This window comes from Arsenophonus endosymbiont of Crataerina pallida (assembly GCF_964020125.1).
Classification (GTDB): Bacteria; Pseudomonadota; Gammaproteobacteria; order Enterobacterales; family Enterobacteriaceae; genus Arsenophonus; species Arsenophonus nilaparvatae.
The window spans coordinates 2,496,911-2,519,214 of record NZ_OZ026540.1; the positions used below are offsets into that span (position 1 = coordinate 2,496,911).

Below are 22,304 nucleotides of genomic sequence, written 5' to 3' on the forward strand. Positions count from 1 at the left end.
CAATATGCATGGCAATCAAGGTCACTTCGGTGGCCTTTTTTGTTCGCTAAATTCGGCTTAGGGCTGAGTTAACTTAACGCGCAAGGCGCATAGACAAAATCCCAAGGGGACATAATGAGCGTTTTAAACATCGATCGCAACTATCATTCATCAGCAGAAGACCCAAATGGTGGCGGCGGGGCTAGCGGCACAGCGATCACACCGGAAGTTCAAGCCATTATTGATAAGCAGATTAATGAGCAGGTAACAGGACTAAAGGCAAAAAATAGTGAATTACTCGGTAAGCTCAAAGAGCAAACCGATAATTTAAAGCGTTTTGAAGGAATTGATCCTGAGCAAGTCAAAGGCATTTTGCAACGTTTTGAAAACGATGAGGAAGCGAAACTCATCGCCGCAGGCAAGATAGACGAGGTTATCAATAAGCGCACGGAACGATTGCGCCATGATGTAGACAAAAAGCTTCAATCTGAAAAGCGACGGGCGGAAAAGGCAGAAGAATTTGCCAATAAATTCCGCAATCGGGTTTTAGGCGATGAAATTCGTGCGGCTGCAAGTCAATCCGGCGCGTTAGCCAGTGCTCAGGAAGATTTAATATTACGTGCCAAGGGCATATTTAAAATCAATGATGAAGGTCAGGCCGTCGCTGTTGATGAAGAAAACAATCCGATTATGGGTAAAGATGGTCGTACACCTTTAACCTCCGTTGAGTGGATTGATTCGCTAAAAGAAAGTGCACCGCATTTATTTCCTTCTGCATCAGGTACAGGTGCGGGGAATAGTAAGTCAGGGGGCACACATTTTAAACGTTCTCAGATGTCTTCAGCTGATAAGGCCGCATATATCCGGCGTTTCGGTCGAGAAGCTTATCTGGGATTACCTAAGTAAGGAACTAATATAATGGCAACGACGGTTAATAGTGATTTAATTATTTATAACGATTTGGCTCAAACTGCATTTTTAGAGCGCAGACAAGATAATCTTGAGGTGTTTAATCAGGCATCTAATGGCGCAATTGTACTAGATAATGTTTTTATTGAAGGCGATTTGCGTAAACGGGCATTTTATCAGATTAGCGGTTCGATTGAACATCGTGACGTGAATTCTACGGATAAAGTTACCGGTAAAAAAATTGGCGCGGGAGAATCCGTTGACGTTAAAGCCCCTTGGAAATATGGCCCCTATGAAATCACCGAAGAGTCTTTTAAACGACGTGGTCGGGATGTATCGGAGTTTTCTGAGCTTGTGGGTACGGATGCTGCGGATGCTTCGCTTGAAGGCTATATCAAGTATTCCCTGGCAGCATTGGGGGCAGCGATTGGCGCTAACACGGATATGGTGGTGACGGCGAACATTGCTACCGATGGCAAGAAGACCCTCACTAAGGGGTTGCGCAAATACGGGGATAAATTTAACCGTGTCAATCTGTTTGTCATGCACTCAACAACTTATTTTGACATTGTTGATCAGGCGATTGATAACAAGGTGTACGAAGAAGCGGGGGTGGTGATCTACGGTGGTCAACCTGGGACATTAGGTAAACCTGTATTAGTCACCGATACGGCGCCTGTTGATGCAATATTTGGTTTAGTACCAGGCGCTATCACCATCACGGAATCACAAGAACCCCATTTTCGCTCTTATGAAATCAACGATCAGGAAAATTTAGGCGTTGGCTATCGGGGTGAAGGCGTGGTGAATGTGGGCGTACTCGGTTATAGCTGGGATGAATCAAAAGGGACTAATCCTGATCTGACAAAATTGGGCACAGCTGGCAACTGGAAGAAACATTTCACCAGTAATAAATTAACGGCAGGCGTAATGATACAATTGCAGCATGAAGCGAGTGTAGGGTTATCGGTGGATAAAACCACCGCGACAGCCAATAACAGTGATGCCGTCACTATTTTGCTTGATTACACAAAAGATAATCAACCTGTTCAGGGTAGCGATGTTGAGTGGTCTAGCTCAGGTGGAAAATTGAGTAAAACGGCGACTAAAACCGATGCAAAGGGTAAGTCCAGCGTCAAATTAACCGCCAGTACAGCGGGACAGTTTACCGTTACCGCAAAAGTGGATGGTGAAATGAGAACCACAGAAAGTCTCACTTTTTCCTAAAGAAAAATGGGTTTAAGGGGACTTTTGTCCCTTTTCTTTTGAGGTCAGCATGATTAATACGGATAAAAACTCACCAACATTTAATAGTTATGCCAGCGTTGAGGATTTAAAACGCTATGCCCGTGAAAGAGGGATTGATATACCGACAGATGACCTACACATTGAGTCGATGCTGGTTAATGCGATGGACTATTTAGCGTCACAGCAATGGTTAGGAAAACGAACATGTTTAACTCAACCGCTATCTTTCCCCCGAACAGGGTTATTTTATGACGGTGTGCCTGTTGCTAATGATGTCATTCCTAAGCAACTCGTTATGGCACAGTGTCGGCTGGCGATTGAGTCAGAAAACGAGGATTTGCAGCCAACGTTAGGGGGCGAGGTGACCACGGAACGTATTGAGGGGGCTATCACGGTGCAATATGCCTCGGGGACAAATTCCTGTTTACCCAAGTTTACCTGGCTAAATGGTTTACTGAATGGGTTGTTAGATACACGTTCTGGATTTGCCATCAATGCCTTTTCGGTGAGGTGATAATGAATCTTTATGCTCGAATGGGTAAAACGACTGAGCGCTTGATAAAGAAGTACGGCATGGACTATGTGTTAAAAAGAAAAGGCAAATTTTATGTTGATAAAAAGGGTCAGGAGATTATCGAACCCGATGTGGCCTTAACGGCGGTGGGTGTAAAGACGCATTTTGGTATTAACGAAGTCGATGGTACGCTCATATTAACGAGTGATATTAAATTCATTGCGCCTGCAAAGAGTGATATTCAAAAAGGAGATATCATTATTGTTGATAACAGGGATTATCGTGTGATTACTGTAAAAGAGATAAAGCCCCAACGTCAAACTATTTGTTTCATTGCACAATTGAGAACTTAATATGACAAATAATTTCACAGTAGCCATTAATGCGTTTGTCAGTAAAGCAGAAGAGAAAATGGAAGTGGTCACCAAGGTAACATTTATAAAGATACTCGCAAGGTTGGTCATGATGTCGCCTGTCGGTAACCCTTCTATCTGGCAAGTGAATGCTAAAATAGCCGAAAAGGGAAAAGGAAAAGAAAGGAAGCCCGCAGGGTTTACGGGGGGAAGATTTCGGGGCAACTGGCAAGTGACGTTTGATGAAATACCAATGAAAGAAACGGGACGAATAGATAAAACTGGTGGAGTAACCCAAACTGAGGGCAATCTTGTTATCGGTCAGTTTAAAGTGGGCATGCAGTCAGTCTATTTTTCCAATGTAGTGCCTTATGCCTATCGGCTTGAGATGGGGCATTCAAAACATGCACCGAATGGAATGGTACGGATCACGGCACAAGAATTTCAGCAGTTTTTTCATCAGGCCATCGCTGAGCGTAAAGGATGAACCCGTTAACCATCAATGCCGCAATCCGTGCGCATATTGCTCAATTTGCTGAGTCTGAGAATATCAAGGTTGCCTGGCCAAATTGTGAATTCGATGATATCAATGAACCCTATCTACAATTGCACATCATGCCAGCGACAACGAAAAATTTAAGCTTATCGCTCGATATGCCTGTATTCAGCGGTGTCATTCAGATAAATGTGGTGGGCAAAGCAGGAACGGGCGATACAGCGGTCATGAATATCGCAAACCGTTTAATAAACTATTTAACAAATGGCTTTTCGATGACCGATAACCTTTTTTTAAGTGGTGAGCCAGGTTTATTTCCAGCAATCAGTGATCAGGTTAATTATATCCTCCCCGTCAGCGTTCCTTATCGTTGTCACTCTACAATTTAACATTACCGCCAGAAGGTGGTTTTTTATAAGTAAATAATGAGGTTTTATCATGGCATATAATATTCCTAACGGTTCGCGTGTTTATGTAGCTAGTAAATATGGGGATGAAATAAACATTAAAGATGCGACAAATACAGAAGAGAGTGTGTTAACCGTTGATTCTGCCGGTGACATAAAAGCCGGCGATGTGGTACAAATTGCTTCCGGCTGGAAGAAAATGTCGGGTGCTTTTCGGGTCAAGACAACGGCTGATACCAGTATTACACTGGAATCAATCGATACCACCGATAAAGCCGTTTTTCCTGTCGGTGGCGCTAAAGGAATCTTGAAGAAAGTGGAAGAATGGGAGGCGATGCCGCAAGTCATGACATTATCGACGGAGGGCGGTGAGCAGCAAACACAGGAAATTCAATTTTTAGAAGATGAGCAGGCAGAAACGGTTGATACTTTTAAAAATGGGATTACTCAGGTTTATACCTTTGCGCATGATGCGAAATTACCGATCCGACAATTATTAATGAAACTGGATGATAACAAACAAATGACTGCTATCCGGTTTTTCAATAAACGTGCCGCAGAAGATCGTTATTACACCGCCTCGGTATCGTTCCAGCGGGTGCCGAATACCGCTATCAATGAAGTTGAAAACGTGGTAGCCCGTTTCTCACTTAAATCTGATATGCAAATCTATACAGCATAGTAAGGATGCAGTATGGCGAAATTTACCCTGATACCCAAGCCAACGTTTAAAGCCAATGTCCTCATTCCGGTGGCAGGCAAAAAAGAGCCAGAGGTAGTGACCTTCACCTTTAATCACAAAGCCATGAGTGAACTGGAAACCATGCGTGAAATGCCGATTGATGAATTCTACCAGCAGATTATTGCTGACTGGGCGATTGAAGAGCCTTATCACGCTGAAAATTTAAAATTGCTATTTGACAACTATCCCGCAGCCGCCAGCGCCATTAGTACAACGTATTATAGCAAACTATTAGGTCAACGCGAAAAAAACTCCTAGCGGTCGTTGAGGCCATGTATGGTGGCATGACCGAGACCGACATCCGCAATTTTGAAGCCGCCTTTGGTTTTAGGCCGGAAGACAGCGAGGTCGAAGTCTGGCCCGATGTCTGGGAGGCTTATCTTACCTTTAATGCTCTGCGTACTCAGTGGCGAATGGGCGTGAATGGTCCAACAGGACTGGATTACAGCGTGTTATCCCCCGTCATCGATTTTTTGGGTATTAATCAGGATAAAGGGGCTTTATTTAATGATATACGGGTGATGGAAGCGAAAGCCTTAGCGATGATGCACCAACAAACCTGATTACCAATACATTATGGGCCTTAACCGTTATGTTGGTTATTTTTATTTTCTATAAGTATCTTTGCTGTTTTTTCAGCCGCTTTTTCTGCTATATCATCAATAATTTCAGGTGAAAAAGATAATTCCTTTAATGCAAGAGGTGTTTTTTCTAGATGATGTTTTTTAACTGCATTGATTAAAACTGATACAATCTCAGCGTTAACAGAGCGCTTATTATCTTCGGCCATTTTCTGTACCGCGTCTTTTAGGTCAATAGGTAGTCTAATGTTTATCTGTGGGTTTCTATTCATTTCAGTAGCCATAAAATTTCATTATTGACATGGTAGCCATTGGCTACTATTAAAGGGATTATATATGAATAAATTAATAATGAGGAAACCTCAGGTAAATATCCGAATGCCGGATGATTTACGGAAAAAATTGAAGTTAATAGCCAAAAATAAAGATAGATCAGTGAACTATATAGTAGTTCAGGTATTGAAGGAATATGTAGTTAAAAACACTGAGGCCACAGCTAATAGCGATAGCCATGGCCTCTAAATTTGTCAGTAAATTTCTAGGAAAAACCGACATGAATAGTATATCAGTTATTGAAGCAATTAACAGCACTTCATTAGAGTTCCATGGACAACAAATACTTACTGCGATGTTTGAAGGAGTGGCTTATGTTGCTATGCGCCCGATTGTTGAGAACATAGGGATTGATTGGGCGGGGCAGTCAGGGGAGTCGCAGCAATAACGACGGATACCCATAGCACCGGTGCCACAGGCGAGCATCCGTTCGACGACCAGTTTAGTCCATTCGGGAACGGAAGAGCCGTATTTCATGAGTAACCGGTTCCAGCCGTCATCTATCTGGAAGAGAAGTTTTGCGGGTCGGGGAATATACATACACCGGATTATAACGGGAGGCGGTTACTAAGGACAGCCATTTACTTACAGCGTCTTAGCTCCCGACGCAGGCGGGCTACTGTCCAAGACAGTTGCTAATTACTGGTACCGGGCAAAAATAACATATTGTACCGACAAAGGTGAAAATATCACCCTTGCTGGACTAACTCTTCCGGGATTACCGGCGACTGTTGTGGGAAGTAATGGCAGTATTGCCTGGGGGCTCACAAATGCTTATGCCAGTACTTTTGATTTTATCCGAACCAAGGAACCAATAACACACTGGCCAGTTCATCAAGAAATGATAAAAGTAAGAAAATTGTTAGGAGGATATGACACTGTTGAACTAAATATCCCTGTCAGTCCCTGGGGGCCTGTGGTGTCGACCCAGGAAGGAAATTTGGCCATGCGTTGGGTTCTCCAGTTACCACAAGCCATTTCACTGAATTTCTTATCTTTAAACGAGGCTAACAATGTTCGTGAGGCGATCAATATTGCCAAGGCATCAGGCATGCCAGCTGTTAACATGATGCTGGCAGATAAAGAAGGACACATAGGCTGGACTCTGGCAGGAGGATTACCACAGCGATTGGATCCGTATGAAAATTATACTTATCCACTAGATGAAAATTCTGCATGGGGAGCATCTCTACTCGCCGCTGAAAAACACCCGGATATTGTTGATCCGCCTGATGGTATTCTCTGGTCAGCCAATAACAGACAGTGTTTCGATAATAAATACCTTTATATTGGCGATGGTGGCGCAGATATTGGGGTTCGCTCCTGGGAAATAAAACGCTGCCTTAAACAGGCTGACAAAATCTCTGCCGATGTTATGAGAGCGATTCAACTAGATGATAGAGCGCCTCTTATACAAAAATGGAAAAAGGTATTATTACCGTTACTAAATGAACAAATAATAGGTCATGAACTTCGTAAGGAGGCTGCGGGTTTTATTACTGAATGGCAGGATTCTGCTTGCATTGATTCTGTCGGATACCTGCTATTATCAGCATGGCGTGACATGATTTATAGTGGCATATTCAGTAAAGTTGATAAAATACTAACCGCGCAATGGCCTCAAGCCAGCTATATGAAAGCCAATACCCGTTGGGATGAAACGGTGATAACCTTAATCAAGGCTGAAAAATGGATCCCTTCTCCATACAATTGTTGGGCTGATTTTCTTGCTAATCAACTGGATACCGTACTGACTTCACTGACCAGTGGAGGAAAAAAACTCACTGAGGCAACCTGGGGACAGAACAACAAGGCTGATATTGTTCATCCGTTTGTACATGTGTTCAGTTTTTTACGCCCCTGGTTTGCGGCACCATCGGATCCATTATCAGGTGATCATAATGTGCCCCATGTTAATCGTCCTGGCTTTGGTGCATCCAGTCGGCTGGTTGTTGCTCCGGCAAAAGAGGATCAAGGTACGCTAACAATGCCTGGCGGGCAAAGTGGTAATCCGATAAGTCCATGGTTCGTTGCCGGACATGATCACTGGGTAAAAGGGGAGCCACTTCCTTTGCAACCAGGAAAAACGGCCCACACGCTCGTTTTGGAACCTGGGAAGAGCTAATATTTGAGGAATCAATACTGAATATTCTATTGCAAACAATCCTGCGTCTAGTGGGTGTTGAAACAGAATGTTACTTCATTTAACTAAGAAACAATATTGATTGAAATCCTCCCCGCCCTGAAGGGCGAGGATCCCTACTAGGTTCAGACTGAAGTCTGGATCATTTTGGTGGGTTCCTGCTTCAACGGGCGGTCTAACTGCACCATCCCTCTACAGGTAAGCACGGCTAGTCCTGTCGCTAAAATATTATGAGCACTGTTGATATCTGCGCTCGCCTTATATCCGCATACCTGACACTTATGTGCCGGTACTCCAACATTGATCATTTGGTAATACATTGAACAGCAGCAAACACCTGGCTAATCTGAAAAGCACGCTTTATATACCCGCCGGAAGGATGGGATTTTACGGTGCAACGGATAATAAACTGCTCAATCTGCAATAACTTGATTAACAATCTGGATAGCTTCCTGTTCAATCAAATTAAGATGCTCCTTACCACGAAAACTTTCACAGTAAATTTTATAAGCTTCTTCAGTACCTGATGGTCGTGCTGTGAACCAACCATAATCTGTTATTACTTTTAAACCACCAATCGCTGCGCCATTGCCTGGCGCTTTGGTTAAGCGGGCAATAATCGGATCACCGGCCAGCATATCTGCAGATACCATTTCAGCGGACAATTTAGCTAGACGTTGTTTTTGTTGATGGCTAGCTTTAGCCTGGATACGACTATAGCAAGGTTCACCAAAACGGTGAGCTAGTTCTTGATAGCGCTGCTGCGGGTTTTTCCCTGTCACCGCCGTCATTTCAGCGGCTAACAAACAGAGAATGATACCATCTTTGTCGGTCGTCCATGGCGTTCCATCAAATCGTAAGAAAGCAGCACCAGCGCTCTCTTCACCAGCAAAACCATACTTACCTTGATATAAACCATCAACAAACCATTTGAAACCAACCGGTACTTCAACTAATTCACGTCCTAAATCGGCAACCACACGATCGATCATGGCGCTGGAGACTAATGTTTTGCCCACCGCAACCTCTTTTTTCCATTGAGGCCGATGGCGAAAGAGATAATCGATAGCAACCGCGAGATAATGATTTGGATCCATCAATCCGGCTGGGGTTATAATTCCATGACGATCATAATCCGGATCATTAGCAAAAGCTAAATCAAATTTATTACGCAAATCCAATAAGCCTTTCATCGCCCAGCGCGAAGAACAATCCATCCGGATCACACCATCATGATCTAAAGGCATAAAGCTAAATGTTGGATCTATTTGTTCATTAACTAACTCTAAATCGAGTTGATAATATTCAGCAATGCGTTTCCAATAATTTATTCCGGCGCCCCCTAACGGATCAACACCTATTTTTAATCCAGCTTTTTTAATCGCAGCCATATCAATAACATCACTCAAAGCAACCACATAAGGCTCAACAAGATCTTGTTGTTGATAGTGAGGATCTTTAATAGCGGCCTGATAATTGATACGTTGGATAGCTGATAATTGATCGGCAATAAATTGATTTGCTCGGCGTTCAATTTCAACCGTTAGAGCTTCATCAGCCGGGCCGCCATGGGGTGGATTATATTTAATGCCACCATCTTCTGGAGGATTATGTGAAGGCGTGATCACAATACCATCGGCTTTTGCTTCATGCTGACGATTATAATCCAATATAGCGTGAGAAATAGCCGGAGTTGGTGTAAAACCATCGTCTTGTTGCGCGATGACTTCAACGCCATTCGCGATCAACACTTCAACAACCGTCATAAAAGCAGGTGCGGATAAAACATGAGTATCTTTTCCCACTAAACACGGGCCAGTAATTCCATTTAATCGACGGACTTCGATGATAGCTTGGGTAATCGCTAAAATATGTTGCTCATTAAAACTATGACGACAAGCACTACCACGATGACCTGATGTACCAAATTTAACGCTATGAGCAGGATTTTTTACTTGCGGTTGGAGTGAATAATATTGTGCGACCAACTGTTCAACATTTATTAAATCACTTTGTTGGGCAGATTGCCCAGCACGTTTATGTAATGCCACTTATTTCTCTCCGCAGCAACAGCGGTACACATAGCAATAATAACTAAGTGACCAATAATATTTGTTTAAATCGTACCACATACCTTCTCAACCAATTAAACAGGAAACTTCATATCTTGCATAATTTGTTCAATCATATTGCGTTTACGATTGGTGTTGGTATTGGTAATTACCCAAAAAGACGTATCGGGTATCAGGCGAGGTTTTGTCTGCTTACCACTGGCCAATAAGGTCTGTTTATCGTTAGCAAAATAAATGCGCGTCCTTCCATGGGTTGATTCTGTTGCTGCCACAAAAGCTTGTTTATTTAAATTGTATAGAGTGGATAAAATAAGCATAAAGCGATCAATCGCTTTGCTTTTAGTTGCATAATTGTTGGAAAGCAATAAATCATGTATCACTCTTGCTGCATCATGGGAAAAAACTGCTTTATCTTTTTTCACTCCTGCCGTTATATTACTTACGGTGACCGAGAGTGGAATATGCGACTGACTAACGTCAAACCCTAATAGACGTCGTAATATAACCGATGCATTTTCACCTATATGCTGGGTATGACTAGCGATATAGCGGTAAAGTTCTTCGTCAACTTCAATCGTTTTCATGTTATTTCAATCTATTTTAATTAAAATTACCTGCCAATTATAAGATATAAACTTAAAAAACAAAACAATTAATATTTCAATTACTTAAGCTTAGTCTTTTAATAAAAAAGTTTTCGCTTTGATTCTCAATGAGTATAGAAACAGCTTAATAACTTTACCTTATGATGAATAAAAATGTCTTTATTGAGATCGGACATTAGTCACATTATTTATATAAATAGTAAAATATTATCGTGGTACTTACCCTTTCACTCACCAACATTAACTTAAATTTTGCTACCTATCGAGTTGATAATTGTTGGTTTCTCATTATATCCATGTCATTATAATAATTATTAATTAACAAAAGCTAATATGACTATGTTGCTAAATAACTGGCTAAATTATCGCATCCATCAACCGGAAAATCCTATCTCTTCTGCTGCGATTGTACTCATCCATGGCCTGTTTGGCGATCGACAAAATTTAGGCCTATTGGCACGCAATTTACAAGATTATTTCACCGTTATTCAACTCGATATTCGCAATCATGGCAACTCGCCATGGGCGGAAACGATGCTGTATTCTGAAATGGCAACAGACGTTTTAAAGCTACTAACGCATTTAAAGCAAACAAGTGTTATCGCTATCGGACACTCAATGGGTGGAAAAATAGCAATGGTGATGACCGCAATAGCGCCACAACTAATAGAAAAAATTGTGGTTATTGATATTGCGCCAGTCACTTATCAAATTAATCGCCATGAGAATATATTTTCCGCTTTAGAAGCAGTAATACAAGCAGACGTAACTTCACGGCAAGACGCGGCTATTATTATGCGTAATATGATCAGTGAAGAAAGTGAAATCCAATTTTTATTAAAATCATTTGATAAAGGTAAATGGAAATTTAATTTGCCTGTCTTAAAAAAAGAATATCGTCAATTGATGAGTTGGAAAACGATTCCAGCCTGGCAGCATCCTGCTCTTTTTATTCGTGGTGGCCTTTCTGATTATATTAGCGAAGCTTATCGCAAAGATATTATTGCTCAATTTCCACAAGCTCATGGACAGATTATTATGGGATGTGGTCACTGGGTACATGCTGAAAATCCAGCAGCTGTCATCCGAGCTATTCATCGTTTTCTCGCTATTCCAGCTGATAAACAATAAATCATCTACAATATATTTTTCCTTTAATTCTTTTCATATTCATAAACTAATTTGCAACAAATAATAATTTTAATTCAGCCTAAAAATATAACTAGTCTTAAAAATAATAAAACTCTGTTTTTATTCTTTTCATAAAAAAATAAGCCGATAGAATAAACTTTCCAACTAATAATAATAAAGCCTTTTATTAATATTAAATATATTTAAATTGCTTTATATTTTAATTTGTGATTATTTAATATGGATGAAAATGACCAAAAAACCCTTGAATTAATTTCTATTATCATAAGATTGAATAATAAAATAAATTTAAATGAATATAATAAAGAAATAACTCAGCATGACAATTATGTTGATTGTATAAAAAAATCCAACAAAAATATCAAATTACCGTAAAGAAAAAACGCTGCCAAAAAAAAAGAGCTATCGCGTCTGACTCTACCCGCTATTATTTATGATAACGCTAATATCCCTTATATTTTAGCGAGCTATAATGATGAGCAAGTTTTAATACAAGCTGCTGGTAATAAACCACCAGAAATTTGGCATAAACAAGCTTTTCTTCAACAGTGGAATGGAAATTGGCTCAAAATAAATCAAAAACAATCCCGCTTTGATATTCGTTGGTTTATACCTGAATTCTTAAAGCATAAACAGACATTCATTGAAATCTTGTTTTTCTCATTTGTATTACAAATACTAGCTCTATTATCACCGATTGTTATTCAAGTTATTATGGATAAGGTACTTATCCATCAAGCCTTTAGCACTTTAGATGTGCTTATTTTTGCCTTAATAATCGCCGCGTTTATTGAAGTTATATTAAAAGGTTTCAGAGAATATATCTATGTCCATACCGCCAACCGTATTGATATCCGGCTCGGATTAAAACTGATTAGGCATCTATTACACTTACCACTCTCCTTTTTCAAGACCCGTCAAGTAGGCGCAATGGTTAATCGGGTTAGAGAATTAGAAAAAATCCGTGAATTTTTAACCGGCAGTATGTTTACTTTGATGGTCGACGTGCTTTTTTTATTCGTCTTCATCTATGTAATGTCGATTCTATCAACGACACTAACACTCATTTTTTTGCTGTCGATCCCCTGTTATTTATTGTTAGCCTGGCGAATAACGCCAAAGATAGAAAAAGCGGCCGAAACACAATTTATGCATGCGGCAATCAATACCTCTTTTTTAACTGAAAGCGTCGCTGGCAGTGAAACCATTAAAAGTTTGGCGGTTGAGCCACGTTTTATCCGCCGTTGGGATGCGCAAACCGCCGACATGGTTGCGAGTAACTTTCAGGCACAGCAAATAAATTCACAAGGCAGTCATATTGTCATGCTCATTGAAAAATTGACTATGGCGATAATTTTATGGATTGGGGCTGCGGAAGTACTGGCATTAAATATGACGATAGGCCAATTAATCGCCTTTCAAATGATGGTCTCTCACAGTAGTCAGCCATTAGGGAAATTGGTGCAATTATGGGGGGATTATATCCGTACTCGGGTTGCCATTGATAAACTAGCACAAATCATTAATTTACCAGCCGAACAACATAGTGATGGTTTGCACCCGCAATTAACCGGCAAAATCCAGTTTCAAAATGTAGATTTTCTCTATCAACCAGATCTTCCCCTTATTATTAATCAATATAATTTATCCATTAAAGCCGGAGAGATGATAGGCATTGTCGGTGCTTCAGGTTCCGGTAAAAGTACCTTAGCGCGTCTGTTATTACGCCTTTATACACCAGAAAAAGGCGGCATATTACTTGATGATATTCCTCTTTACCAAATCAACATAGCTAGCTTACGGCAACAAATTGGTATCGTATTACAGGAAAATTTTCTGTTTAACCAGTCGGTATTTAACAATATTGCTCAATCAAAACCTGATGCGACTTTAGATGAAGTGATTACCGCCACTAAATTAGCCGGTGCCCATGATTTCATCTTAAAAATGCCTTCAGGTTACGATTCGCTAATTGCTGAAGGTGGCCAATCATTATCAAGCGGTCAGCGCCAGCGTATTGCCATTGCTCGCACACTACTTAGCAATCCTCGTATTCTGATCTTTGATGAAGCCCCCAGCGCTTTGGATGATCAAACACAAGCCATGATCCAACAAAATATGCAAAAAATTGCCCAAGGGCGTACCGTAATTACTATTGCACACCGCTTATCAACGGTTAGTCATCACCATCATATTATTGTCATGGATCGAGGCAAAATTATTGAGCAAGGAAGGCATACACAATTATTGCAACTTAAAAAACATTACCACTATCTGTGGTCATTACAACAATCGTTAAAGCAGCAGTAGGACACTTCATGACAAATCGTATTACACGGAAGTTAAAGCAGTTTTTCCCGCCATATAATTATGACTTCTTGCCCCCACATCTGGCGTTGATGAATAGCCCACCATCCCCTTTTGCACGCTTAACCGCACTGACCTTAAGTATTGGTGTTGTTATTACTATTGGTTGGGCCTACTGGGGACAATTAGATGTTCAAGCCACCTCAACCGGACGACTTATCGTGTCGGGACACTCTCAAGTTATTCAAGCTTATGAGCAGAGCCGATTAACTGAATTACATGTGAAAAACGGCCAACATGTGAAAAAAGGGGAACCGCTGCTCACCCTTGACGCACTGGGTGTTAGTCAGGATATCATCGGTATTTCATATCAAATCGAGTATCATACAATTGAGAAATTGCTTTACCAATCGCTACTGGAAAACAAAATTCCGCATCAACAACTTACCTTTCATCAATTAACAAAACGACAACAAGAAAAAATCAGCCAAAACTATCACCATGAAAAAGCCCAATTTGATGCGCAAATCGCTAGTTTAACCTCTGAGATTGAAGTTAATCATTCATCACAAACAGCAAAAAATAATGATCTTAATGTGCTTTTTTTATTAAAAAAGAATATCGAACAGCGTTTAGAAGCCCGTCAAACCTTAAGTCAAAAACAGATGATCAGTAAATCAGAATATTTAGAGCAGGAAAAAGAATTATTAGAAACTAAGCGTTTAATTGCTCAACAAACATCTGAATTGAATATTTTAGTTTCACAAGAAAAAAACCTAAAAGAGCGACTCAATGCATTTCAATCGCAAAAACACCATGAATGGAACGATAAAAAAAAGCAGTCAGAGATCCAGCTGTCAATGCTAGAACAAGAATACGCAAAATTTGATGAACGAGAGCAGTTAGAAATTGTACGCTCACCGGTTACTGGCACCGTTCAACAGTTAACCATTTATACTTTAGGCGCAGTATTACAACCAGCACAAAACTTGATGGTCATTGTACCAGATAACGATGTGCAAATTGCTGAAGTTAAGATCTTAAATAAAGACATTGGTTTTATTCGCCCTGGGCAAAACGTCACCGTTAAAGTTGATGCCTTCCCTTATACCCGTTATGGTACTATCGAGGGGGAAGTATTATCAATCTCCCGTGATTCAGCCCAAGATGAGCAATTAGGACTTATCTTTCCCGCGCAAATCAGCCTGAAACAAAATAATCTGATGGTTGATGGTCATTCAATTGATATCACACCAGGCATGTCCATTGTGGCAGAAATCAAAACCGATAAACGGCGTGTGATTGATTATCTCTTAAGCCCAATTCGTGAATATCTGTCCGAATCAATGCGGAAGAAATAAGCGATGGAAACTTTTTCTAGCGTAGCAATAGCTAATAACGCCACTAACCAAGCCCTAGATGCAATAATCTGGCTGGGTAAACAACTGAGTAAATCCATCACAATTGAACAGTTAACTCACTCCTTAGGATTAGAATCTGAACATCTAACCGACTGGCAGTTACGAGAGTGTGCGGATTATATGCAATTAAAAAGCAAAGTAAGCTTTTTTACACCAGCTGAACTGGAACATATTCCGTTACCCGCTTTAATTGAAATAGAAGGCGTATGGTGGATATTTACCAATATAACGCAACAAATTATTGAAGTAATAAATCCGTGTTCAGAGAAAACATTAACTTTTCCTCATTATAATAAGCCCAAAAAACCAATCAAATTTAAAGTACTGCTCGTGGCGGAAAAAAAATTAACTGCTAAAAAAATCAAGTTTGGATTAGATTGGTTTTCCCCTTCAGTTCTTAGGCAAAATAAACAACTAAGAGATATTTTTATACTCGCCAGCGTTGTACAAATATTTGCCCTTATTCACCCAATTCTTTTTCAACATCTGATTGATAAAGTCTTGGTAGGACGTAGCCTAAATAGCTTACATGTTTTAGCATTTGCCATTGTCTCATTAGCAATAGCCGAACCTATTTATAGTTTTATTCGTAATAAAATTTTTAATCATACCTCTGGCCAAATTAATGCTGAATTATCCGGCCGCTTATATCGTCATTTATTAGGACTGCCGCTTGACTATTTTAAACAGCGACAAACAGGGCAAATTATTGCCCGAGTTCGTGAGATGGCGCAAATTAGGCAATTTCTCACTGGCTCAACATTAATGCTGTTTATCGATCTATTTTTTGTCACATTATTTATTGTCGTGTTATTCAACTACAGTGCCCAACTTGCTGGCATCGTCGTTGGTTCATTGGTTATCTATTTTATCTTTTGGCTATTAATTGGCCCGATTATTCGTAAACGGGTAGAAAAAGAGTATGAAGCTCAAGCCGATAATACCACTTTTCTTACTGAAACAATCACGGGTATTGAAACCGTTAAAGCAACCGCCACCGAGAATAGGTTTTTACAACGCTGGCAAAAAATCTTAAGTCACCAATTACAAAAAAGCTTCCAAGTGCAAAAAAGCAGTATCATTGCCAGTCAAATTATTACACTGGTCAATAAAATAACTACTGCTATTCTATTATGGTTTGGTGTTAAAGCCGTTATGCAAGGCCAACTTAGTCCTGGAGAATTAATTGCTTTTAATATGCTTAGCGCACATGTTACTCAACCGATCCTTCGTCTGGCGCAAGTATGGCAAGATTTTCAGCATACCCTTATCGCCCTTAAACGTGTTGGTGATATTCTTGATGAACCTACTGAATTTGGCCAAAAGGGGTTAGCCAATACAGCATCTATTAATGGTAATATTGAATTTAATCATATCAGATTTCGTTATGCTAACGACATGCCAGAAGTATTGCAGAACCTATCCTTGTCAATTAAGGCCGGACAATTTATCGGTATCACAGGCCCTTCAGGATCAGGAAAAAGTACCTTAACAAAGTTATTACAACGACTTTATGTTCCTCAGCAGGGTCAAATTACTATTGATGGTATGGATCTAGCTGTCGCCGATCCCGTTGCTTTACGTCTTAATATGAGTGTAGTACTTCAAGAAAGTATTTTGTTTGCAGGCTCGATAGCAGATAATATCCGCTTAAGCCAACCGGCAGCTTCTGACGAAGCCATGACCCAGGCAGCGCAAATAGCAGGCGCACTGGATTTTATTCAACAACTTCCTCAAGGTTTCAATACACAGTTAGCAGAGAGAGGTATGAATTTATCAGGAGGACAACGGCAACGTATAGCACTTGCCCGAGCTCTGTTAACACAACCACAGATTTTAATTCTTGATGAGGCCACTTCTGCACTAGATTATGATTCAGAAGCCGCTATCATGAAAAATATGCATTATTTGTCTGCTGGTCGAACTGTTATTAGTATTGCCCATCGCCTCAATACCATTCGTCATGCTGATAAAATTTGTGTGATTAATGAAGGTCAAGTGATTGAACTCGATAGCCATGATAATCTACTCAAGTTAAATGGGTTTTATGCTCAACTCTGGCATCAACAAATAGGAACAATGACAAAAATTAATGCTTAAAAATAACGCCAGTCGCCAGTAAGATCACTTTTTATACGTTTTACTGGCTATTGCTAACTTCAGTTACTCACTAATAGGCTGCTTTATCAATTGAGTATATTTTATCTGTTAGTAGCGATAGTTATCATGCTAGGGTATGATTGGTTTAAGTAACTAGCAAATTTCCATCAACATTTAAATTTATGGCAAAAGAGCAGACTGATCGCACAACCCGGGATTTATTCGCCGATGAACTTAGACCAGGGCGTCCAAAAACCAATCCTTTATCTCGACATGAACAATTAAAAATTAATAAACGTAATCAGTTAAAACGTGATAAAAGCAAAGGTTTACGCCGTGTCGAACTAAAAATCAATGAGCGTGCTGTTGCGGCATTAAATATGCTAGCTCAAGAACAAAAAATAAGCCGTAGTGAATTAATAGAACAAATATTGCTGACACAATTAGCAAAGAAAAACCGATGAATTGCAATTTTACTGGTTTATTTTGCCTAAAACACACAAAATTGACAGAATTATGCCGTTATTTTCGTCAAAATAACGGTTATTTAATTATTTATTAATCAATCGTTATTATCTTTGCTATTACTACTGTTAATAACGATAAGATAAGATAACAAAACAACTCAAATTAAAATTAAGAGGTTTATTTACTTTATGGCAATCATAGGTATCTTCTTCGGCAGTGATACTGGCAATACAGAAAATATTGCCAAAATGATCCAAGAAACCCTTGGCGGCGCTGATATTGCTGAAATTCATGATATTGCTAAAAGCAGTAAAGAGGATATTGAAGCATTTGATATTTTACTATTCGGTATTCCTACCTGGTATTATGGTGAAGCACAGTGTGATTGGGATGACTTCTTTCCGACATTAGAAGAAATTGATTTTACCAATAAGCTAGTAGCTATTTTTGGTTGTGGCGATCAAGAAGATTATGCGGAATATTTCTGTGATGCTATGGGTACTGTGAAAGAGATTATTGAACCTAATGGTGCTATCATTGTTGGCCATTGGCCAACAGAAGGTTACCACTTCGAAGCATCAAAAGGGCTCGCTGATGACTCTAACTTTATTGGCCTTGCCATTGATGAAGACAGGCAACCGGAACTAACCGCTGAGCGAGTGGAAAGCTGGGTAAAACAAATATCCGAAGAGCTAAATTTACAAACTATTATCGATTGATAGCTGTCAATATTTTTTGTATATGATAATTCCTGCAAATTGTGTAATGATATTATGACATATATAATTGTAAAATTAGTTTGAAATAAACAGTATACTACTGTTAACGATGTTTTGATATTATTGAATTCACTGCTAATGCAACAAGGTAGGATCCGCATGACCGACAACAGTAAAGCATTGAAGAATGCAGGGCTTAAAGTAACACTTCCACGTTTAAAAATTTTAGAGGTATTACAAGAGCCTGAATGCCATCATGTCAGTGCGGAAAATCTCTATAAAAAACTCATTGATATGGGGGAAGAGATTGGCCTCGCAACGGTTTATCGTGTTCTAAATCAATTTGATGACGCGGGTATTGTTACTCGCCATAATTTTGAAGGCGGTAAATCGGTTTTTGAGTTGACACAACAACATCACCATGATCACTTAATTTGCTTAGATTGTGGTAAAGTCATTGAATTCAGCGATGAATCCATTGAGACACGACAAAAAAATATTGCGGAACGTCATGGCATCAAGCTCTCTAATCACAGTCTCTATCTATATGGACATTGCTCCAAAAAAGATCATTGTGATGAAAACGATTTGGGCCACCCTGCCCGCAATAGTAAAGAAGAAAAATAACCCAGCCTATTACTATTTTTGTTATTAATCAGTTAAAAATAAAAGGATAATTGCAGTCCAATTTCTCCTTTTATTTTCAAGTTTGTAGCGCATAAATAAGACTATGCTTGACATAATTTGAATGTGCCGCTAAAAAGTTGTCTTTTTTGTTCGTTGCTTGGGGAATAATATTAATTTTACCAATATGATCAACCGCAAAAAATTTATCCATCTTCGGAATAACATCACCTTCGACATAATGATGATTGATATTATGCATAGCCTTCTCTAAATCTAAACTACCATGTTGCTTTAACAAATCGCGCTGTAAACCTCGGCCAAATTGAGCACTGCTAAAACATTCCGCCAAAATAACATTTTCTTTGCTAGATACCTTCAGTGCTGCATAAGCAGCTAAACCACCACCTAATGAATGACCACTGGTTGAAAGCCTGTATCCATTCCATTCCCCATCCATTTGAACCAGTTGTTGCAGATTATGCATTAATTGCGCAGCCTGCTTATAGCAAGCTGGAACACCACCAAATACATTATGAACATTCGCCTCGCATTGCTTAATAAAATTATTAATATTTTTTATATAACGCGGAGCTCCACCGCTCACTCCATGACCGCTGGTTGTCCCACCAAATACCAATCGAATTTCCCGCTCAACCTTATTGCGAAAGATATAAGCCACCAATCCAGTATGACTATCTTCTAATAGACCATCTTGTGGATAAAGTTTTATATTAGTCATTTTAGACACAAACCTTACCAATTCACGATCAATTCCCCACTGGGTTGCTTCTAAAATTGTAAAGTCACGATTGTAAACAAAATCAGCCAATAGAGCATTATGATAACGTTGCTCACTGCTGGCTTTATCTATTGGAAAACTTAATTTTTGACAAGTATGCAAACCCTTTAATGGTCTTTTTTGTACCGATATAAAGGCATCACTGTTATAAATACTTTTTAATGGACAGGTGAAATTGATCTTAGGTGATATCGTTTGCAGTTCTGCTTGTAAAACCGCTTTTTCTATTGGAAGAGATGAATTAATAAACTTAAGCATGATATAACATCCTTGTTAGTAACCAATTGATTTTTTTGATAAGGATATTGACTACATATTTTTTTGACTTGCTCTAAACGAATAAAAATTTATAACAGAAAGCCATTTTTCTGTTAATAAAAATATCTCGTTAACAATAATGACGATATTTTTTAATAAAAAGCGTGGCTATAAACCACGCTTTTACCATAACTCTTAACGGGGTAATTTCTTAGCTTGCTATTTTTGCCCAACTATCTCTTAAGCCTACAGTGCGATTAAATACCAGCTGCTTAGCTGTATGATCATGGCTATCTGCACAAAAATAACCCTCGCGTTCAAACTGATAAGCTTTTCCCGGTTGCGCGGTAATTAAACTTGGTTCAACAAACCCATAGCGAATCACTAAAGAATCAGGATTAATGGTAGCTAAAAAGTCCTCTTCTGCGGCAGGATTAGGCACAGTAAATAAGCGATCATACAATCGGATCTCTGCTGGCAAGGCATGTGATGCACTGACCCAATGGATAACCCCTTTGACTTTACGTCCATCAGCAGGATCTTTATTTAATGTATCAGCATCATAAGTACAATAAATCGTGGTAATGTTGCCTTCTGCATCTTTATCAACCCGATTAGCTTGTACAATATAAGCATTTCGTAAACGCACTTCTTTACCCAAAACTAAGCGCTTATATTGCCGATTAGCTTCTTCACGAAAATCAGCTCGATCGATATAAAGTTCCCGACTAAATGGCACTTGTCGAGTGCCCATCTCAGGTTTATTGGGGTGATTATACATCGTCAGCATTTGCTCATCAGCAGACATATTTTCAATCACTAACTTTATGGGATCTAATACCGCCATTGCCCGTGGTGCATTTTCATTTAGATCATCACGAATACAAGATTCCAATGCTGCCATTTCAACAGTATTATCTTGCTTAGTCACGCCAATACGCCGACAAAATTCACGAATCGACGCTGCCGTATAACCACGACGACGTAAACCTGAAATGGTTGGCATTCTGGGATCATCCCAGTTTTCAACCCTATTCTCCGCCACTAACTGATTTAGTTTACGTTTTGACATCACCGTATAGGCAAGATTTAGACGCGAAAACTCATACTGTCTTGGATGACAATCAATGGTAATATTATCTAATACCCAATCATATAATCGGCGATTATCTTGAAATTCCAGGGTACAAAGTGAATGGGTAATCCCCTCCAATGCGTCCGAAATACAATGAGTAAAATCATACATTGGATAAATACACCATTTATTACCCGATTGGTGGTGTTCAGCATATTTTATCCGATATAACACCGGATCGCGCATGACAATAAAAGAGGATAACATATCAATTTTAGCACGTAGACAGGCCTTTCCTTCTTCAAATCCACCCGCACGCATCTTGTCAAATAGCTGCAAATTCTGCTCAATAGTGCGATCACGATATGGACTATTTTTACCTGGCTGCTTTAAAGTTCCGCGATATTCACGAATAGCATCGGGACTTAATTCATCAACATAAGCTAAGCCTTTTTTAATCAGCTCAATAGCATATTGATATAGGTCATCAAAATAATCTGACGAATATTTTACGTTACCACTCCAATTAAACCCTAACCATTTTACATCTTCTTGAATGGAATTAACATATTCAACATCTTCTTTAACTGGATTAGTATCATCAAAACGCAAATTGCATTGACCCTGATAATCCTCTGCAATACCAAAATTCAAACAGATTGATTTGGCATGACCAATATGTAAATAACCATTAGGTTCAGGTGGAAAACGGGTATATACATGAGTATGCTTACCTGTAGCCAAATCTTCTTCAATAATCTGGCGAATGAAATTTGTTGGGCGAGTATCTGCCTCATTCATTGTCATAGTTCCTCAATGCAAAAGCATGTTAATAACGCTTTTATCATCTACGATATCCGAATTAGAAACAACCGTTTATTAACATATATTATTAGGCTTTATTTAATCAATAAAAAGCTCATAAAGGAAAAACGGGAGGTTCATAACCCTTCCCGTTTTTATTCATTATTAATTATATGGTTATCATATCAAATC

At 39.4% G+C, this 22,304-nt stretch carries 24 protein-coding genes and 2 pseudogenes; 19 read left to right on the forward strand and 7 right to left on the reverse strand.

Annotation, left to right across the window (positions count from 1 at the left end; all coding sequences use genetic code 11):
- Positions 1-114: 114 nt before the first annotated feature.
- From AACL31_RS13320 to AACL31_RS13360, 9 genes are read left to right on the forward strand one after another with little or no spacing between them, the layout of a single operon-like run.
- Positions 115-885 (forward strand): hypothetical protein, encoded by a 771-nt coding sequence (locus AACL31_RS13320; RefSeq protein ID WP_339053249.1) that lies wholly within the window; start codon positions 115-117, stop codon positions 883-885.
- A gap of 12 nt (positions 886-897) precedes the next feature.
- A complete protein-coding gene (locus tag AACL31_RS13325; RefSeq protein ID WP_310512418.1) occupies positions 898-2,115 on the forward strand; it encodes a major capsid protein in 1,218 nt (405 codons plus the stop codon).
- A 49-nt stretch (positions 2,116-2,164) separates the two neighbouring features.
- Complete coding sequence (locus tag AACL31_RS13330) at positions 2,165-2,650, forward strand: DnaT-like ssDNA-binding protein (protein ID WP_310512419.1); 486 nt, start codon at positions 2,165-2,167, stop codon at positions 2,648-2,650.
- A gap of 2 nt (positions 2,651-2,652) precedes the next feature.
- Positions 2,653-3,003: a hypothetical protein gene (locus tag AACL31_RS13335; protein ID WP_310512420.1), complete on the forward strand. Its 351-nt coding sequence runs from the start codon at positions 2,653-2,655 to the stop codon at positions 3,001-3,003.
- Between the two features lies 1 nt (position 3,004).
- Positions 3,005-3,490, forward strand: coding sequence for a hypothetical protein (locus tag AACL31_RS13340; protein WP_339053250.1), 486 nt, complete (start codon positions 3,005-3,007; stop codon positions 3,488-3,490).
- On the forward strand, positions 3,487-3,888 hold the full coding sequence (locus AACL31_RS13345; RefSeq protein WP_310512422.1) for a phage tail terminator-like protein: 402 nt from the start codon (positions 3,487-3,489) through the stop codon (positions 3,886-3,888). Before AACL31_RS13340 ends, AACL31_RS13345 begins: the two co-directional genes overlap by 4 nt.
- Positions 3,889-3,937: 49 nt before the next feature.
- On the forward strand, positions 3,938-4,588 hold the full coding sequence (locus AACL31_RS13350; RefSeq protein WP_310512423.1) for a phage tail tube protein: 651 nt from the start codon (positions 3,938-3,940) through the stop codon (positions 4,586-4,588).
- A 12-nt stretch (positions 4,589-4,600) separates the two neighbouring features.
- Positions 4,601-4,906, forward strand: coding sequence for a phage tail assembly chaperone (locus AACL31_RS13355; protein ID WP_310512424.1), 306 nt, complete (start codon positions 4,601-4,603; stop codon positions 4,904-4,906).
- Positions 4,907-4,932: 26 nt separating this feature from the next.
- On the forward strand, positions 4,933-5,211 hold the full coding sequence (locus AACL31_RS13360) for a DUF1799 domain-containing protein (protein WP_310512425.1): 279 nt from the start codon (positions 4,933-4,935) through the stop codon (positions 5,209-5,211).
- A 20-nt stretch (positions 5,212-5,231) separates the two neighbouring features.
- Here AACL31_RS13360 and AACL31_RS13365 read toward each other — a convergent pair whose 3' ends face one another.
- Positions 5,232-5,513, reverse strand: a complete 282-nt coding sequence (locus AACL31_RS13365; protein WP_310512426.1) for an Arc family DNA-binding protein — start codon at positions 5,511-5,513, stop codon at positions 5,232-5,234.
- Between the two features lie 94 nt (positions 5,514-5,607).
- Here AACL31_RS13365 and AACL31_RS21080 point away from each other — a divergent pair, with 94 nt between their 5' ends.
- The gene (locus AACL31_RS21080) at positions 5,608-5,751 is read left to right on the forward strand and encodes a hypothetical protein (RefSeq protein ID WP_422389285.1); all 144 of its coding nucleotides are present in this window, start codon (positions 5,608-5,610) and stop codon (positions 5,749-5,751) included.
- Positions 5,752-5,857: 106 nt separating this feature from the next.
- Complete coding sequence (locus AACL31_RS21085; RefSeq protein ID WP_422389286.1) at positions 5,858-5,950, forward strand: hypothetical protein; 93 nt, start codon at positions 5,858-5,860, stop codon at positions 5,948-5,950.
- Here the strand turns inward: AACL31_RS21085 and AACL31_RS13375 are convergent.
- A pseudogene (locus tag AACL31_RS13375) lies at positions 5,926-6,102 on the reverse strand (IS91 family transposase); the annotation flags it as partial. The gene AACL31_RS21085 and the pseudogene AACL31_RS13375 sit on opposite strands and share 25 nt — an antisense overlap.
- Before the next feature lie 148 nt (positions 6,103-6,250).
- Between AACL31_RS13375 and AACL31_RS13380 the strand changes: the two are divergent.
- Entirely contained in the window at positions 6,251-7,687 is a 1,437-nt protein-coding gene (locus AACL31_RS13380; protein WP_339054017.1) for a penicillin acylase family protein, read from the forward strand.
- A 143-nt stretch (positions 7,688-7,830) separates the two neighbouring features.
- On the opposite strand, the gene AACL31_RS13385 is transcribed toward AACL31_RS13380, so the two are convergent.
- The 3 genes from AACL31_RS13385 to seqA form a co-directional block, all read right to left on the reverse strand.
- Positions 7,831-8,025, reverse strand: a complete 195-nt coding sequence (locus AACL31_RS13385; protein WP_422389253.1) for a hypothetical protein — start codon at positions 8,023-8,025, stop codon at positions 7,831-7,833.
- A 93-nt stretch (positions 8,026-8,118) separates the two neighbouring features.
- On the reverse strand, positions 8,119-9,756 hold the full coding sequence (gene pgm, locus AACL31_RS13390; RefSeq protein ID WP_310512428.1) for a phosphoglucomutase (alpha-D-glucose-1,6-bisphosphate-dependent): 1,638 nt from the start codon (positions 9,754-9,756) through the stop codon (positions 8,119-8,121).
- A gap of 95 nt (positions 9,757-9,851) precedes the next feature.
- Positions 9,852-10,361 carry a replication initiation negative regulator SeqA gene (gene seqA, locus AACL31_RS13395; protein WP_339053251.1) on the reverse strand — a complete coding sequence of 170 codons (510 nt, stop codon included), beginning with the start codon at positions 10,359-10,361 and terminating at the stop codon, positions 9,852-9,854.
- Between the two features lie 360 nt (positions 10,362-10,721).
- Between seqA and AACL31_RS13400 the strand changes: the two genes are divergently transcribed.
- The 7 genes and pseudogenes from AACL31_RS13400 to fur all read left to right on the forward strand — a co-directional run bounded on the left by AACL31_RS13400 (position 10,722) and on the right by fur (position 19,176).
- Positions 10,722-11,513: an alpha/beta fold hydrolase gene (locus AACL31_RS13400; RefSeq protein WP_310512437.1), complete on the forward strand. Its 792-nt coding sequence runs from the start codon at positions 10,722-10,724 to the stop codon at positions 11,511-11,513.
- A 420-nt stretch (positions 11,514-11,933) separates the two neighbouring features.
- Positions 11,934-13,844, forward strand: a pseudogene (locus AACL31_RS13405) (peptidase domain-containing ABC transporter); the annotation flags it as partial.
- A gap of 8 nt (positions 13,845-13,852) precedes the next feature.
- Positions 13,853-15,202 (forward strand): HlyD family type I secretion periplasmic adaptor subunit, encoded by a 1,350-nt coding sequence (locus AACL31_RS13410; RefSeq protein WP_310512430.1) that lies wholly within the window; start codon positions 13,853-13,855, stop codon positions 15,200-15,202.
- A gap of 3 nt (positions 15,203-15,205) precedes the next feature.
- The gene (locus tag AACL31_RS13415; protein WP_310512431.1) at positions 15,206-17,362 is read left to right on the forward strand and encodes a type I secretion system permease/ATPase; all 2,157 of its coding nucleotides are present in this window, start codon (positions 15,206-15,208) and stop codon (positions 17,360-17,362) included.
- A 182-nt stretch (positions 17,363-17,544) separates the two neighbouring features.
- Positions 17,545-17,826, forward strand: coding sequence for a LexA regulated protein (ybfE, locus tag AACL31_RS13420; protein ID WP_280551473.1), 282 nt, complete (start codon positions 17,545-17,547; stop codon positions 17,824-17,826).
- Between the two features lie 192 nt (positions 17,827-18,018).
- Positions 18,019-18,549: a flavodoxin FldA gene (gene fldA, locus AACL31_RS13425; RefSeq protein ID WP_310512432.1), complete on the forward strand. Its 531-nt coding sequence runs from the start codon at positions 18,019-18,021 to the stop codon at positions 18,547-18,549.
- A 159-nt stretch (positions 18,550-18,708) separates the two neighbouring features.
- The gene (gene fur / locus AACL31_RS13430; protein WP_310512433.1) at positions 18,709-19,176 is read left to right on the forward strand and encodes a ferric iron uptake transcriptional regulator; all 468 of its coding nucleotides are present in this window, start codon (positions 18,709-18,711) and stop codon (positions 19,174-19,176) included.
- Positions 19,177-19,252: 76 nt separating this feature from the next.
- Here the strand turns inward: fur and AACL31_RS13435 are convergent, their stop codons facing one another.
- Positions 19,253-20,233, reverse strand: coding sequence for a lipase family protein (locus AACL31_RS13435; protein ID WP_310512434.1), 981 nt, complete (start codon positions 20,231-20,233; stop codon positions 19,253-19,255).
- Positions 20,234-20,444: 211 nt separating this feature from the next.
- Positions 20,445-22,109 carry a glutamine--tRNA ligase gene (gene glnS, locus AACL31_RS13440; protein WP_310512435.1) on the reverse strand — a complete coding sequence of 555 codons (1,665 nt, stop codon included), beginning with the start codon at positions 22,107-22,109 and terminating at the stop codon, positions 20,445-20,447.
- Between the last annotated feature and the right edge of the window lie 195 nt (positions 22,110-22,304).

Excerpts from the sequence above, each read along its gene's own strand:
- glnS (WP_310512435.1), bottom strand. The coding sequence starts at position 22,109 with ATGAATGAGGCAGATACTCGCCCAACAAATTTCATTCGCCAGATTATT.
- fldA (WP_310512432.1), top strand. The coding sequence starts at position 18,019 with ATGGCAATCATAGGTATCTTCTTCGGCAGTGATACTGGCAATACAGAA.
- AACL31_RS13385 (WP_422389253.1), bottom strand. The coding sequence starts at position 8,025 with ATGTATTACCAAATGATCAATGTTGGAGTACCGGCACATAAGTGTCAG.
- AACL31_RS13365 (WP_310512426.1), bottom strand. The coding sequence starts at position 5,513 with ATGGCTACTGAAATGAATAGAAACCCACAGATAAACATTAGACTACCT.
- fur (WP_310512433.1), top strand. The coding sequence starts at position 18,709 with ATGACCGACAACAGTAAAGCATTGAAGAATGCAGGGCTTAAAGTAACA.
- AACL31_RS21085 (WP_422389286.1), top strand. The coding sequence starts at position 5,858 with ATGTTTGAAGGAGTGGCTTATGTTGCTATGCGCCCGATTGTTGAGAAC.
- AACL31_RS13400 (WP_310512437.1), top strand. The coding sequence starts at position 10,722 with ATGTTGCTAAATAACTGGCTAAATTATCGCATCCATCAACCGGAAAAT.
- AACL31_RS13320 (WP_339053249.1), top strand. The coding sequence starts at position 115 with ATGAGCGTTTTAAACATCGATCGCAACTATCATTCATCAGCAGAAGAC.
- AACL31_RS21080 (WP_422389285.1), top strand. The coding sequence starts at position 5,608 with ATGCCGGATGATTTACGGAAAAAATTGAAGTTAATAGCCAAAAATAAA.
- AACL31_RS13350 (WP_310512423.1), top strand. The coding sequence starts at position 3,938 with ATGGCATATAATATTCCTAACGGTTCGCGTGTTTATGTAGCTAGTAAA.
- seqA (WP_339053251.1), bottom strand. The coding sequence starts at position 10,361 with ATGAAAACGATTGAAGTTGACGAAGAACTTTACCGCTATATCGCTAGT.
- AACL31_RS13410 (WP_310512430.1), top strand. The coding sequence starts at position 13,853 with ATGACAAATCGTATTACACGGAAGTTAAAGCAGTTTTTCCCGCCATAT.
- AACL31_RS13345 (WP_310512422.1), top strand. The coding sequence starts at position 3,487 with ATGAACCCGTTAACCATCAATGCCGCAATCCGTGCGCATATTGCTCAA.
- AACL31_RS13335 (WP_310512420.1), top strand. The coding sequence starts at position 2,653 with ATGAATCTTTATGCTCGAATGGGTAAAACGACTGAGCGCTTGATAAAG.
- AACL31_RS13330 (WP_310512419.1), top strand. The coding sequence starts at position 2,165 with ATGATTAATACGGATAAAAACTCACCAACATTTAATAGTTATGCCAGC.
- AACL31_RS13435 (WP_310512434.1), bottom strand. The coding sequence starts at position 20,233 with ATGCTTAAGTTTATTAATTCATCTCTTCCAATAGAAAAAGCGGTTTTA.
- AACL31_RS13415 (WP_310512431.1), top strand. The coding sequence starts at position 15,206 with ATGGAAACTTTTTCTAGCGTAGCAATAGCTAATAACGCCACTAACCAA.
- ybfE (WP_280551473.1), top strand. The coding sequence starts at position 17,545 with ATGGCAAAAGAGCAGACTGATCGCACAACCCGGGATTTATTCGCCGAT.
- AACL31_RS13360 (WP_310512425.1), top strand. The coding sequence starts at position 4,933 with ATGACCGAGACCGACATCCGCAATTTTGAAGCCGCCTTTGGTTTTAGG.
- AACL31_RS13340 (WP_339053250.1), top strand. The coding sequence starts at position 3,005 with ATGACAAATAATTTCACAGTAGCCATTAATGCGTTTGTCAGTAAAGCA.
- AACL31_RS13355 (WP_310512424.1), top strand. The coding sequence starts at position 4,601 with ATGGCGAAATTTACCCTGATACCCAAGCCAACGTTTAAAGCCAATGTC.
- AACL31_RS13325 (WP_310512418.1), top strand. The coding sequence starts at position 898 with ATGGCAACGACGGTTAATAGTGATTTAATTATTTATAACGATTTGGCT.